General features: G+C 71.1%; 10 protein-coding genes and 2 pseudogenes. 4 read left to right on the forward strand and 8 right to left on the reverse strand.

Features of this window, described 5'->3' with window-relative positions; genetic code table 11:
* Window positions 1–22 precede the first annotated feature (22 nt).
* Both SLP03_RS31575 and SLP03_RS09920 read left to right on the forward strand, forming a co-directional pair.
* A complete protein-coding gene (locus tag SLP03_RS31575; RefSeq protein ID WP_413644494.1) occupies window positions 23–649 on the forward strand; it encodes a zinc ribbon domain-containing protein in 627 nt (208 codons plus the stop codon).
* 104 nt (window positions 650–753) lie between these two features.
* On the forward strand, window positions 754–1,230 hold the full coding sequence (locus SLP03_RS09920; RefSeq protein WP_319460246.1) for a heme-degrading domain-containing protein: 477 nt from the start codon (window positions 754–756) through the stop codon (window positions 1,228–1,230).
* Between the two features lie 2 nt (window positions 1,231–1,232).
* Here SLP03_RS09920 and SLP03_RS09925 read toward each other — a convergent pair whose 3' ends face one another.
* The 5 genes and pseudogenes from SLP03_RS09925 to SLP03_RS09940 form a co-directional block, all read right to left on the reverse strand.
* Window positions 1,233–2,879: a glycoside hydrolase family 10 protein gene (locus tag SLP03_RS09925; protein ID WP_319460247.1), complete on the reverse strand. Its 1,647-nt coding sequence runs from the start codon at window positions 2,877–2,879 to the stop codon at window positions 1,233–1,235.
* 146 nt (window positions 2,880–3,025) lie between these two features.
* The gene (locus SLP03_RS09930; RefSeq protein ID WP_319460327.1) at window positions 3,026–3,679 is read right to left on the reverse strand and encodes a peptidylprolyl isomerase; all 654 of its coding nucleotides are present in this window, start codon (window positions 3,677–3,679) and stop codon (window positions 3,026–3,028) included.
* A 34-nt stretch (window positions 3,680–3,713) separates the two neighbouring features.
* Window positions 3,714–3,971 (reverse strand): annotated as a pseudogene (locus SLP03_RS31580) (low temperature requirement protein A); the annotation flags it as partial.
* 155 nt (window positions 3,972–4,126) lie between these two features.
* Window positions 4,127–4,459, reverse strand: coding sequence for a nuclear transport factor 2 family protein (locus SLP03_RS09935; protein ID WP_319460248.1), 333 nt, complete (start codon window positions 4,457–4,459; stop codon window positions 4,127–4,129).
* Between the two features lie 47 nt (window positions 4,460–4,506).
* Window positions 4,507–6,999: a glycoside hydrolase family 65 protein gene (locus tag SLP03_RS09940; RefSeq protein ID WP_319460249.1), complete on the reverse strand. Its 2,493-nt coding sequence runs from the start codon at window positions 6,997–6,999 to the stop codon at window positions 4,507–4,509.
* A gap of 310 nt (window positions 7,000–7,309) precedes the next feature.
* On the opposite strand from SLP03_RS09940, the gene SLP03_RS09945 reads away from it, so the two are divergent.
* Together SLP03_RS09945 and SLP03_RS09950 are read left to right on the forward strand one after the other, a co-directional pair.
* Window positions 7,310–8,095: a polysaccharide deacetylase family protein gene (locus SLP03_RS09945; protein ID WP_319460250.1), complete on the forward strand. Its 786-nt coding sequence runs from the start codon at window positions 7,310–7,312 to the stop codon at window positions 8,093–8,095.
* Window positions 8,095–9,309 carry a YncE family protein gene (locus tag SLP03_RS09950; RefSeq protein WP_319460251.1) on the forward strand — a complete coding sequence of 405 codons (1,215 nt, stop codon included), beginning with the start codon at window positions 8,095–8,097 and terminating at the stop codon, window positions 9,307–9,309. Before SLP03_RS09945 ends, SLP03_RS09950 begins: the two co-directional genes overlap by 1 nt.
* Window positions 9,310–9,414: 105 nt before the next feature.
* On the opposite strand, the pseudogene SLP03_RS31585 reads toward SLP03_RS09950, so the two are convergent.
* The 3 genes and pseudogenes from SLP03_RS31585 to SLP03_RS09960 all read right to left on the reverse strand — a co-directional run.
* A pseudogene (locus tag SLP03_RS31585) lies at window positions 9,415–9,957 on the reverse strand (hypothetical protein); the annotation flags it as partial.
* Window positions 9,958–9,989: 32 nt separating this feature from the next.
* Window positions 9,990–11,000 (reverse strand): hypothetical protein, encoded by a 1,011-nt coding sequence (locus tag SLP03_RS09955; protein WP_319460252.1) that lies wholly within the window; start codon window positions 10,998–11,000, stop codon window positions 9,990–9,992.
* 1,318 nt (window positions 11,001–12,318) lie between these two features.
* Entirely contained in the window at window positions 12,319–13,959 is a 1,641-nt protein-coding gene (locus SLP03_RS09960) for a RecQ family ATP-dependent DNA helicase (protein WP_319460253.1), read from the reverse strand.
* Window positions 13,960–13,974: the final 15 nt, after the last annotated feature.

Genomic DNA, 13,974 nt, shown 5'->3' on the forward strand with positions numbered 1-13,974 from the left:
AGTAGATACCGCAGTCGTCACTGTGCCGGCGCGTGGTACCTCGTCCGGCTGTCCCCGCTGCGGCGGTGCGGTCAAGCACGTCAAAACGCCGCAGCGGAGCGTCGCCGGGTACCGGTGGGCCACCTGCTCGTGCGGCCTGTCGATGGACCGTGACCACGCCGCGGCGCAACGGATCGCCGCCCGGGGCCTAGCCAACCAGGCCAAAACCCGCCGCGGCCGTAACGGCAACACCGCGATCCGGACAGTCACCGACACACCGGCCCGTCACCGGGCACGTCGACCAACCCGAGCCGCCACGACCCGGCCGGTGCGGGATCGGCGCAAAACCGTACCCACCCCGAAGCAGACCCGACCTGCAACGGTCAAGACCTCACGCCTGCTGCCCTTGCGACGGCAGGTTCCCGCCCCGGCAGACGCCCCATTGCGATCTGCCGGTCAGCGTCCGGCGGGACGGACACCCCAGGAGACCAACCCATCAAGGCCGGTCAGCCAGGTGCCGCACACGGTTCCCACCACCGCACCGCGACACCCTCACCGGGTCCGCGGGGCAGTCCTCGGCCGCGGCTTCCACCGCCACGTGCATGCCACCCCCGTAACCGACCGGGACGGCAGCGCCAGCCGGATGTCCGGCTTGCCGAGGATCGCATAGGGAACCAGAGACGCTCCACCAGTTCATCACGTCCGTAGCCTGAGTCCACCAACACACTCCACGGAACCCCGGACAGTCCGCCACGCGACGAGGAAGAGGTGCGTATGCCAGTTGACCATGACCCGTGGCCGACGCTGGAGGAGCTGCTGCACGAGGAGGGCGAGCTGGAACTTCCGGGCCTGTCGGAGTCGGACGCGTACGAGTTGGGGATGCTGGCCGTTGCCGCCGGGAGGGAACAGCAGCTACCGATCGCGGTGGGTGTGTGGCGGGCCGGGCGCCAGTTGTTCCACTGCGGCCTGCCGGGTTCGACGTCGGACAACGACGCGTGGCTGCGTCGCAAGGGACGTGTGGTGATGCGGTTCGAGCACTCGTCGCTGTACATGGCACGGCTCTGCCAGGACAAGCAGGTGACGCTGGCGGAGAGGTTCGGACTGCCGGCCTCGCGGTATGCGGCCGCCGGGGGCGCGGTGCCACTGCGCGTTCGCGGCACCGGCGTGGTGGGATGGTTCGGCGTTTCCGGGCTTCCGCAACTGGAAGACCACCGCTTCGTCGTTGACATGCTTCGCGCGATGTCGCGATAGTCCTACTGCGCGGCGGCGGACATCGGCGCGCTGAGTGGGCCCTCGTTCCCGCTGCGGTCCAGTCCGGACACGCAATAGGAGAGCGGGCGGTCGGCCGGGGCTCCGCGGTCGACCCAGCCGGCGCCCCGGACGGTGCCGACGAGCCGGGCCGCTTCGCCGTCCACGCGGTAGACGGCGAAGCTCGCCGCGCCGTCCCCGCGCCAGGTCAACGCCACCCCGCCGGCACTCTCCCGCCGCGCGCCGGTGACCGCCGGTGCCGCCGGCGGCGCCGCCGGTAGCTGCGCCATCGCGGGCACCAGCGCCGGGCCTGCGTAGTGCGCCTCGCTGTACCGGCTGACCGCCCCGAGCTTGTCGGCGCGCACCTGGCTGGCGCTGAAATGCACGCTCCCGCTCACCCCGTGCTGCCGGTTGAGGGCGAGCTGGCGGTCCAGCTCGGCAGGGTCGCGCCAGGCGCCGCGCTCGCCCACCCGGTAGTCGGCCTGGCCGATGTAGAGCTGCACCCGGGTGCCCCTCACCGTGGCCGCCCACCACGGCAGCAGCTTGGCGTAGTCGGCCTTGCCGAACCCGATGTGCCAGTAGAGCTGCGGCACCACGTAGTCCAACCACTGCTCCCGTACCCAGAGCCGCGTGTCGGCGTAGATGTCGTCGTAGCTCTGCAAACCGGCGGTCGCCGAGCCGGCCGGGTCGGTGCGCTTGTTGCGCCAGATGCCGAACGGGCTGATGCCGAACTTCACCCACGGCTTGATCGCCTTGATCCGCTCGCTCATCTCGCGGACCAGCGTGTTCACGTTGTCCCGTCGCCAGGCGTGCTTGTCCGCGAACCGCTGGCCGTACCGGGCGAACGCCGCGCCGTCCGGAAAGTCCTGCCCGGCCTCCGGGTACGGGTAGAAGAAGTCGTCGAAGTGCACCCCGTCGACGTCGTACCGCTGGACCGCCTCCAGCATCGAGTCCTCGACGAATGTGCGCGCCTCCGGGACGCCCGGGTTGAAGTAGAGGCGGCTGCCGGGCCGGTCGGCGCTGGGGTAGGTCACCACCCAGTCGCGGTGTTGCCGCAGCGGATGTGTCGGCGCAAGCTGGTCCAGCTTCGGGCCGGGCCCGCCCACCGTGGCCGGCTGCCCGCCTCGGTACGGGTTGAACCAGGCGTGGAACTCCAGGTTGCGGGCGTGCGCCTCGGCGACCATGAACTCCATCGGGTCCCAGCCGGGGTCGCGGCCGTCGCGGCGCCCGGTCAGCCACTCCGACCACGGCGCGTATTTGGACGGCCAGAGCGCGTCCCCGCTCGGCCGCACGTGCACGAAGACCGCGTTGTGGTTGCGCCGCACGGCCAGGTCCAGCCAGCCCCGGAACTCCGCCCGCACCGTCTCGGCCGGCAGCCCGCGCCGGCTCGGCCAGTCGATGTTGTTCACCGTCGTGATCCACATGCCGCGTAGCTCACGGGGCGCCCGGGCCGCCCGGCCGGCACAGGTGGGGGTGCCGTCCGGCAGGGCGGCCACGCCACCCCGCTCCGGTGCCCCGCCGTCCCCAACGACCCGATCCCGCAGCGACCAGGCGCCGACCGTGACCGCCACGGCGAGCACGGCGACCACCGCGACGAGCGCCTGGATACGACGGCGGTGGGCAGTCTGAGCGGGCGGGTCGGCGGGGGGCATTGCCCCAGTCTGCCCGGTGCGGCTCGCCGGTGAACCAGGTGGGCGGCTACTTAATGATCAGATAAGGCCGGCCGCTGCCGGCGGGCAACGCCGTCTGAAGTGACCTCGCCCGGCGGGGCGGACCGCCGCCCCGCCGGGTAAGGAACTCAGCGGCCCCGTGTGGCCCGGTAGATCTCCACCGGCAGGGCCGGTGCGCCGTCGACCGGCGCCGGGTCCTCCGGTGTGGCGGCGATCCCGCCGGCCACGATCCGGTCCAGGGTGGCCAGCCCGGCCTCGTCGATGGTGCCGAAGACGGTGTAGTTGGGGCGCAGCGCCGAGTCGGACTGGACCAGGAAGAACTGGCTGCCGTTGGTGTCCGGGCCGGCGTTGGCCATCGCCAGGGTGCCCCGGGCGTAGAGCCGGCGGACCCCGGTCGGGTCGGTCGGCGCCGGCGGCAGGTCGGTGGGGAGTTCGTCGGCGTACCGGTAGCCGGGGCCGCCCTCGCCGGTGCCGGACGGGTCGCCGCACTGCAGCACCTTCAGCGTCGGGTAGGCGGTGAGCCGGTGGCAGGGGGTCCGGTCGTAGAACTTCTTCCGGGTCAGGTGCAGGAAGCTCTGCACGGTGCACGGGGCCTGTTCCCGGTCGAGGGTCAGCCCGATCGGGCCCTGGCTGGTCCGCAGGGTGACCCGGACCGTGCCGTGGTCGGGCGTGTGCCGGGGGTCCGGCGGCAGCGGCACCGGCCGGGCCGCCGGCTCGTCCGGCGTCGGCGTGTACGCGCACGGTCCCTTCGTGGGCGCAGGCGCGGCGGCCGGCGCCGCGATCGCGGCGGAGCCGCAGGTACATCAGGAGCAGACAGCCGCGCACGATCAGGTACCCGACCGGCAACAGCAGGCCGGACGGCGCATGCGGCACGCCGAGGGCGATGGCGCCCGCGCCGGCCGTCGCGGTCAGCACGAGCAGTCGGTGCAGAGTGTCGTCCGGGTCGTAGCGGGTGTCGTAGAAGGACTGGCCGATCCATGCCCATTGGATGAGCACGTAGAGCGCGATGGCCGCGCCGAGCTGTGCTGCGCTCGGCGATGTCCGGGTGTCCAACCGTGCGGTCACGCCGAGCATGGCCAGCACGAATACCAGGTCGAAGAAGAGTTCGAGCCAGGTGGCGTGACGCTCCTCGTTCAGCTCCGGCCGGCCTGGGTAGCGCAGGCCCAGCAGGCCGGCGGCCCGGGACAGTCGGCTCACGCGGCACCTCCGGCCAATCGCCTACCGCTCTGCTACGGCCGGATGTCCAGGGCGCCGATCAGACGGTCGCGAAGCGTGAAGCGGTGGCGCAGCCGGACCGGGCTACCCGGAAACGTGCCCGAGACCATCGTCGTCACCACCAGGTTGCCACCGGCTTCCTCCTCGACCGCCTCTGGTACGGACTTGTAGTCGAACTCGGCCGCGGTCCGCTCGCGCCAGGCCCGGATGGCCGCCGGGCCCTGGTAGGTCCGGTCCTCGTCGGCGACGATCGCGTCGTCGGTGAAGCAGCCGACGAAGGCGTCGATGTCGGGCTCGGCGGTCAACTCGTAGTAGCGGACAATCACGTCGGGAACGGTTTGGGTCATGTCGCTCTCCTCGCGTGTCGGAGCCCGCGTACCCGGCGAGACACCAGTCATTCGTCGACCCGCCCTCGCCGGTCGCGGTGATCCGGTTGATCCGCTGGCGCGGCAAAAGGGTGCAGCGCGACGGTGACGGTCGAGCCGGGGGCGAGCTGGAAGGACCGGTCCCGGACGGCCACCTGGACGGGTTGGTCCGACCCGGGGACGGCGGTGATCTGCAACCGCTCGTGATCCACATGCAGGGAGATCAACTGGTGGCGGTACCGGATGACGCAGTCGAGCCCGTCCAGCCCTTCCGGCAGCAGCGGGTTGAGCCGCAGGACGTCGCCACGGACCTCCAGTCCGGTGTAGCACCGTTGCAGGATGTCGAGCGTTCCGACGGTGGCGCCGAGATGGATGCCGTTGCGCGTCGAGCTGTGCTCCGGATCGGCGAGATCGGTGCCGAGCGCGGCCAGCAGCATCTCGAAGGACCGACGGCGGTCCGTCCGGGCCAGTACCCACGCGTGCGCGATCCGGCTCAAGGTGGAGCCGTGGGCCGTGCGGGACAGGTAGTAATCGGCGGTGGCGGGGATCCAGGCCGGGTCGAACTCGTACCCCAGGCCGCGCACCAGCCCGGCGAGTTCGTCGGCGCCGAACAGGTACAGCAGCATCAGCACGTCGGCCTGCTTGGAGATCTTGTAGCGGTTCGGGTCATCTCCCTCGGCCTGCAGCAGCGACCCCAGCAGCCGCAGATCGCCGTACCGCCGCCGGTAGCGGTCCCAGTCCAGTTCCGCAAGATCGCCGTACCCTTCGAACTGGGCGAGGACCCCGTCGTCGAGGAAGGCCAGCCGCAGCCGACGCGCGATGTGTCGCCACCGGCGGCGCTCGTCGTCAGTGGCGGTGACCTCACGCCACGGCAGCGCCCCCGGATGCCGGCTGAGGATCGCGCTGGCCTCCTCGGCGCGGCCGAGCACCCAGGCGACCATCACGTTGATGTACGCGGAGTTGTCCAGCCCCTGGCCCGGCCGGCCCGGGTACCCGTCGTGATACTCGTCGGGCCCCATCACCGCGCGGATGTCATACCGGTCGTCGGACGGCTGGTAGGTGGCCAGTCCGGCCCAGAACCGCGCTGTCTCGGTCAGCAACTCCACCCCAGAGCCGGCGAGGAAGGACAGGTCACCCGTCGTCTCCCAGTACCGCCACACGCAGTAGGCCACCGCCAGGTTGACGTGCTGCTGCCGGCCCGTGTAGTCGTCCACGCACTCCCCGGTCACTGGGGACGGCGAACTACTGGGGCTCTCGTCCCGGCCGCTGTCGCCGCTCTGCCAGGGAAACAGGGCGCCTGCCATTCCCGCCTCGGCCGCCTGCCGACGCGCCGCCGTCAACCGCCGGTGCCGGTACTCCAGCAGGGCCCGGGTCAGCTCCGGCAACCGCAGATTCAGGTACGGATAGACGAACAGCTCGTCCCAGAAGATGTGCCCGTGGTAGCCCTCGCCGTGCAGCCCCCGCGCGGGCACACCGGCGTCCAGGTCGACGGTGTGCGGCGACAGCGTCTGCAGCAGATGGAAGGTCTTCACCCGTACCGGCAACTGCCAGGCGTGCTCCTCGCCGACATCGAGCCGGAACCGGTCCCACAACCGGGCCCACGCGGCGACGTGCGCGGCCAGCAAGACGCCGAACGCCCCCGCGTGCCGCAGCTCCTCGCGAGCGGCCGCCAACGGCTCGGGCACCGCTCGGTCCCGGGTGGTGAACACCGCGACCGTCTTCTCCACCCGGACCCGCTCCCCGGGCGTCACGTCGATCCCGATCACCTGAGTCACGTCGTCCGGCCCGTGGATCGCAGCCTGCCTGCCGTGGGCGACGGGGGCGTCGGTGATTCTGGTGCGCGCGGTGACGGCCACCTCGTGCCGAGAGCTGGTTGTCGACGCCGTCAACCAGACGGTGTCCGCGTCGTCCCCGCCGGTGGCCACATCGGTGAGGTGGCGGCCGCAGCTACCCGCCTCCGCTGGCGCGTTCGCGTTGACCACCTGACCGTCGATGCCCGACCTGATCTCCAATCGGCCTGACCAGTTCTCCGCGACGATGCTCGTCTCCAGCGCCGCCAGATGAGGATTCGCCATCGACACCAGCCGGCGCTGCCGGATCCGGGTCCGCCGCCCATCACGGTCGACCACCAGCAGCTCCCGCAGGTACACCCCGCGCCGCAGATCCAGCATCCGGTGCTCGTGCTCGCGCCGCCCCTGCCCCGGCGTGAACCAGTCGCCGCCGGCGGGACGGAACGTCAACGGCAGCCAGTTCGGCAGGTTGACGATGCTCTCCGTGCCGTCCGGCAGGCCGGTGCCGGAGAGCCGGTTGTGGAAACCGGCCAGGTAGGTGCCGGGATAGTGAACACCGTCTGCCCACGCCTCCGGAGCCGCCCCCCGCGTGGCCAGGTACCCGTTGCCCAGGGTCAGCATCGTCTCCCGGGTACCTTCACCCGGCGCGTCACCGTTCCGGTACGCCAACACCCAGCCCGCCGGCAGACTCCCCGTGCACAGCTCGCACCCAGGGTCCACGTCCACCGGCACCCGGCACTCCTCTCCCACCCCGCGCGCTGCCCTTTCCCCGGCTCGGGCGCGACAAACCCAGGAATGGAGGTACGGCAGGCACCGGCCAGTCCGATCACGCACTGAGTGATTTAGGCCACTCTTTCCTGCCTACGGGACGGCACGGGCGAGCGGGGACACGCCGAGAATTCGACGTGTCCGGGCGCGAGGCGGAGAACGATCGGAGGGACGCGATCAACGGTAGGCGACAGAGCCTGAGACCAGGCTGAACGGCTACTTGCGCCGGCGTCGTCCCAGCCCCTCCACTCCTGCGGCGGCTTAGCATCGCAGGATGCCTCTGGATCGCCGCAGCGCCCTGAGCGCCGCCGCCGCTGTCGCCGCCGGGCTCGTCGGACTGAGCGGTTGTGACTCCCCGAGCCGACCGTCGGCCGGCCGGTCGGCAACACCGGAGGCGGGCCCGGCATCTCCCTTGCCGGCCCATACCAAGTCGACCGGACCTGCCCCCGGACGCACGCCGCTTCCGCCGGAGGTCGATGCCGGGCCCCGGGACCGACCGAACGTGGCACTGACCTTTCATGGCCAGGGGGATGCCGCGCTGGCCCGCCAACTGCTGACCGAGCTCGAACGCGGCGGCGCCCGGGTCACCGTGTTCGCCGTCGGAACCTGGTTGGCCGGCCAGCCCGCGATGGCCCGGCGCGTCCTCGACGGCGGTCACGAGCTGGGCAACCACACCGAGAATCACCTCGACATCAGTCGGATGACCCCGGCCGAGGCGTTCGGTGAGATCAACGCGTGCGCCCAGCGAATCAGCAAACTCACCGGCACCATCGGCACCTGGTTCCGGCCGTCGCAGACCCAGCACGCCAACACGCTGATCCGCGCCCAGGCCAGCCGGGTGGGCTACCCGACCTGCGTGTCCTACGACGTGGACTCACTGGACTACACCGACCCCGGCTCGCCTTCAGTGGTGCGGACGACGCTGAGCCGGGTCCGGCCAGGTTCGATCGTCAGCCTGCATTTCGGCCACCGCGGCACGCTGGCCGCCGTCGGGCCGATCCTCGACGGGCTGCGCCAGCGGGGTCTGCACGCCGTGACACTGAAGGAATTGATGGCCTGATGCTCGTCGTCCCGCGGCGCCGTCGGCTCCTGGCGGCGGCGACCCTGACCGCACTCATGCTGATCACCGGCTGCAGCGGTGCCAAGCCGGCGGGCGCCCGTGGCGGTGACGACACCGCCATGGCCACCATGGCGCCGATGACCCCGACGCCGACGGCCTGGCCGTCCGCGAGCACGGCACCCGAGAGCCTGCTGCCGGGCATGCCGCCGCCGCTGGATGCGCACGACCTCTACGCCGCCGACCGACCCAACCTGCTGTCCGACGCGGTCCGTAACGATCTTCCTCGGATCTACGTTCCGAACAACCGAGGCTCCAGCGTCTCCGTGATCGACCCCGCGACCTTCACCGTCATCCAGACGGTGAAGGTCGCGGTGAGCCCCGAGCACGTCGTCCCGTCATGGGACCTGAGGACGCTCTGGGTGAACAGCGACCGAGGCAACACGCTGACCCCGATTGATCCGGTGACCGGCCGCTTCGGACGGGCCGTGCCGGTCAACGACCCGTACAACCTTTACTTCAGCCCGGACGGCAAATGGGCCATCGTGATGTCCGAGGCGGCCCACCAGATCGTCTTCCGGGACGCGCACACCATGGCCGTGCACAAGACCGTGCCGGTCAGCTGCGAGGGGGTGAACCACGTCGACTTCTCCCGCGACGGGCGCTACTTCATCGCCAGCTGCGAATACTCCGGTGACCTGATCAAGGTGGACACGGCAAAGGAACAGGTCATCGGCCAACTGCACCTCACGGCCCCGCACCCGATGCCGCAAGACGTGAAGATCTCCCCCGACGGCCGCACCTGGTATGTCGCCGACATGCACACCTCGGGCATCTGGATCCTCAACGGGGACGCCTTCACCCAGCCCCGGTTCCTGGCCACCGGCGCCGGCGCGCACGGACTCTACGTCAGCCGGGACTCGAAATACCTGTACATCACCAACCGGGGCGAGGGCTCGATCTCCCTGTTGAACTTCGCCACCGGCAAGCTGGTCGCCAAATGGCGGATCCCCGGCGGCAGCCCCGACATGGGAGGGCTGTCCGCCGACGGCACGGTGATGTGGATGTCCGGCCGCTACGACGGCGTCGTCTACGCCATCGACACCCGTGACGGTCACCTGATCCGGAAGATCGCGGTGGGTGCCGAGCCGCACGGCCTGCTGGTCTGGCCGCAGCCCGGCCGCTACTCGCTCGGCCACACCGGGATCATGCGCTAAGCACCACCCCCGACCAGGCAGCGCGCCCACGGCTACGACCGGGCATCCTGCCGTGCCATCTGCCGAGCATTGCGGAAGCCGAGATGGGTCCGGAGGATTCGCCATCGACACCAGCCGTCGCTGCCGGATCCGGGTCCGCCGCCCATCACGGTCGACCACCAGCAGCTCCCGCAGGTACACCCCGCGCCGCAGATCCAGCATCCGGTGCTCGTGCTCGCGCCGCCCCTGCCCCGGCGTGAACCAGTCGCCGCCGGCGGGACGGAACGTCAACGGCAGCCAGTTCGGCAGGTTGACGATGCTCTCCGTGCCGTCCGGCAGGCCGGTGCCGGAGAGCCGGTTGTGGAAACCGGCCAGGTAGGTGCCGGGATAGTGAACACCGTCTGCCCACGCCTCCGGAGCCGCCCCCCGCGTGGCCAGGTACCCGTTGCCCAGGGTCAGCATCGTCTCCCGGGTACCTTCACCCGGCGCGTCACCGTTCCGGTACGCCAACACCCAGCCCGCCGGCAGACTCCCCGTGCACAGCTCGCACCCAGGGTCCACGTCCACCGGCACCCGGCACTCCTCTCCCACCCCGCGCGCTGCCCTTTCCCCGGCTCGGGCGCGACAAACTCCAGGAGGGTGTCCGGTCAGGCGGCATCCGGTCAGCACCCGCGATGGTCGAGGAGGGGGCGCCTACGGGTTCAGGTCCCGGGTAGGTCAGCCCGCAGCCGCGCCACCAGGTGGCGGACGGCGGCCTGAAAGCCGTCGTCGGCGCTGAACCGGTGTTTCTGGATCGGTGGGGGCACGGTGTCGTCCGGCGGAGCCACCAGCCCGTGCGGGTCGCGCAGCCGCCGATCCACCCCGTTCGCTGGATCAGCCGGGTCGGTCGGCCTCCCGGCGACCGAGCGGCCCGGGTCCGGGGAGAAGACCCAGCGACCGATGGGATCGGTGTCCCGCCACAGGTTGAGCCAGCGCCACCTCACCCGGTCGCCGATTTCGCACAGCGTGGCGGGGCCCAGGTGCGCCGGAAAGACCCTGCTGTAGAGGCGGGGAGAGGCAGAGGTCAGCAGCGCGATCCGGTCGAGGCACGCGGGCTGCAGTTGCAGCACGGTCGCCACCGCCAGGACTGCGCCGTGACTGTGCCCGGAGAAAACCAGGGTTCCGCCCTGACTGGTCAGGTACCGGATCCGCCGGGTGAGCTCGGGCACGGCGCGTTCGGCATAGCAGGGCGGGGCGAACGGGTGGGCGGCGCGCGGCCAGAACGTGGCGAGATCCCACAGCACTCCGACGAAGCGGGTACGCGCGGTCGGCCGGTGAGTCAACAGGGCCGCGACCGCCATCGCGATGGCGAAGAGCCCAGTCAGGGTGGTGCCCAGGTGGCTGATGAACACCGTCAATCGGGCCAGCGGCTCTCCGCCGATGTCGCGGCCGGCCTCTCTCGGCCCGATGCCCGCGAGCGACAGTCCGGCGGAGCCGAGGATCAGCACGAAGATGATCGCGTACGCGGCGGGCAGCGGCCAACTCCGGTCGGTCAACTGCGCCCGGGCGATTGCGTTGCGCACCGCGCGGACCCGAGGGTGCGGTTCCGGCGGGGCGTCCGGGAAGTCGTGGCGCAGGATTTCCATCGCCGCCCGGCGCCGCTGCCATATCGTCATCCGGCTGCGCAGGAGGGCGGCGACCGCGGTCACCAGCAGGGCCACGAAGAAGCCCATCGCGGCCCACCGGTACGCCAGCGGCGGTAACAGTGGCAGGACCCCGGCAGGCAACAGACGGCGCCGGTGTGGGCTCGACGTCCCGGTCGAGATAATCAGAGGCCGCGTAGACGATGGCGGACGAGAACGCGACCCCGAGGCCGATGGCGAAGGTGATGACCACGGGGGCGCCCAGGCCGCCGAGGAACGCCGGGGTACTCGTCCGACTCGGCTGGCACACCACGACCGCGCTGAGAATCAACAGCAGCACCACCTGGCTCAGATAGAGCCAGGCGACCAGCGCGCCGTAGTTGGGCAACTCGGGCCCCGGGATCCACCGGGACCGGGGCAGGGCGGCGTAACCGAGCGTCAGCGCGGTGAGGGCCAGCATGGCCACCAGTACCGCCCGGCTGGCGACTCCGAGCCGCCGGTCCTGCGGGTGGCCGGGCCAGGCCGGACGGCAGAGCAGCGCCGTGGCGGCGACGATGATGGCGATGGTGAGGGCGAGGAGGCCGTAGCCGACGGTCCGATCGTCATGCGGGGCGACCACGCCGAGCACGACGACGTCGACGGTGCCCACCGCGATCGCGACGTGCAGTGCCCGCAGCCGGCGGAGGAAGGTCCGGTTGTCCCAGAATTCGTGGTCGTCGAGCCGGAAGGCGCCGAGACCCCCAGGCACCGCTTCGGCGGAGGCGTCCTCGGGCAGCCGCCACGACCGCGCCCCGAGCCACCAGATGACCGCGACGGCGGCGATCGGCACCAGGGCGAGCAGCGCCACACGCTGACCCGGCTGCACGCCGGACAGCCAGGAGATCGACCAGCGGCCGTCTGTGCAACGCGGGTCGGCGGCGCACTGCCAGGCGACGAGGTCGACTGCCACGCCGGTCACCGACAGCACGTACATCGCGGTCAGGGTCCCGGCGAGCAGCCAGCAGGTCGCCCGGGCGACCGCCCGGGGGCCAGCCGCTCCCGGCGGGAGCATCCAGATCGCGATGTTGCTCAGCATGAACGGCAGCAGCAGCATCAGGGCGAAGGCCCGGGTGGCTCTGCCGCCGGTCAGGTTGCCCCAGCGGTAGGCCTCGATCAGCACCCCGCCGGGGCCCCTCGGCTCGCCGAAGCCCGCCCTGGGACGGAAGAATCCGGCGTTCTCGTCGCCGGCCACCCTGGTCACGATCGGTCGGTCGAGTGTCTCCTCCGCACTGGAGCCGCCGACGCCCGGTACCCGCAACTCCGTCGTTTCCACCGGCACCTGCCGTCCCGTCGACTGTTCGCCGCGCTCGCTTACCCGGTGCGCCGCGCCCTACACGGCATTCGGCCGGTCAACCGCCCGTCCGCAGCGTCAGCGGCGATTCGCCTCGAGCGCCAGCAGGCCCTGCGCCTGCACGACGGAGACCGACAGGGTCTTGTACCCGACATCGTCGAAGAGCACGGTCATCCGGTCCTTCTCGTACCCGAGGACCATGCCTGATCCCCATTTGGCGTGCCGGACGGTGCTGTGCAGTGGGTACGGCCCGTCCGCCGGGAGCACCTCGGAGGTGCCGCCGCGGCAGTTGTCGCAGTGCCGGCAGGGGTGGCTCAGCTGCTCTCCGAAGTAGCCCAGCACTGACTGCATACGGCAGCCCCGGCTCTCGGCGAAGCGGCGCATCATGTCGGTGCGGGAACGCTGCCCGGCCTGATAGCGGGCGTACTCGGCCAACGCCTCCCGAGCCGCCTGATCGGGCAGGGGCGCATGCCGAGGGACGCTGAGCTCACCCTTGGTGCCTGTCGCCACCGCACCGACCTGCTCCAGCAGACTGATGTGGCTGGCGACCTTGCGCTGTCCCAGGCCGGTGGCCTTTGCCAGCGCGCTGCGCGTCACCGGCCCGTTGTGCAGGACCGCGGCGACCGCTCGCAGCTCGGCCAGTTCAGGCGCGCCGCCGTTGAAGAAGCGTTGCAGGGCCATGTCCTCGGCTCGGTAGAGCAGCAACGCCCGGGCCGGCTCACCGTCGCGCCCCGCCCGCCCGATCTCCTGCAGGTAGCTGTCCGGCGAGTCGGGCAGCGCCACATGTGCCACCCAGCGGATGTTCTGCTTGTCGATGCCCATGCCGAACGCCGACGTGGCAACCATGATCGGCACCCGGTCGGCGAGGAAGTCTTCGTGGCGGCGGTGACGCACCCCGGCCGCCATACCGCCGTGGTAGGCCTGCGCGGGAAAACCCGCGTCGGAAAGCCGTTCCGCGAGTTCCTCGGCGGCGCGCCGGGTCGGCACATAAACGATGCCGGGCGGGTCGGCCTCCTTGAGCAGGGTGAGCAGCCTACGCCAGCGGTAGTCCTCGCTGGGGCAGTGCACGGCCGCCACGAAGAGGTTCGGACGGTCCAATCCGGACAGGACCAGCCGCGGCTTGCGCATGCCGAGTCGCGCGGTGATGTCCTCGCGCACCGGCGGCGATGCCGTGGCGGTCAGCGCCACGACCGGCGGGCGGCCCAGGCCGCGGATGAGGTGACCGAGGGTGAGGTAGTCGGGGCGAAAATCATGCCCCCATGACGAGATGCAGTGCGCCTCGTCAACCGCCACCAGCGCCGGACGCAACGCGCGGACCTCGGCCAGCCGCTCCGGCGAACTGAGCTGCTCCGGCGTGATGAACAGGAACTTCGCGGCACCCGAGCGAAGCTCGGCCAGCGCGGCGGCCTGCTTGCTCGGGCTCTCCGCGGAGCTGATCCGAACCGCACGCAAGGCAGGATCCCCCCGCTCGTTGAGGTTGCCGATCTGGTCCTGCTGCAATGCCAGCAGCGGTGAGATCACCACCGTGGGGCCGCGCAGCAGCGTGGCGGGAACCTGGTAGACGGCAGACTTCCCGCCACCGGTTGGCAGCACGACCAGCGTGTCGCGGCCCGCGAGCAGCGCGCGCATCGCGCGCAGTTGGGTAGCGCGCAGCTTCTGCCAGCCGAAGTGCCTACGGGCGGCGCGGCGTAGCCGCAGGGAGCGAAAAAGAATCATCATCGCCGGGCATGCTAA

Origin of the sequence: Micromonospora sp. RTP1Z1, assembly GCF_033804685.1 — a bacterium.
Taxonomy (GTDB): domain Bacteria; phylum Actinomycetota; class Actinomycetes; order Mycobacteriales; family Micromonosporaceae; genus Micromonospora.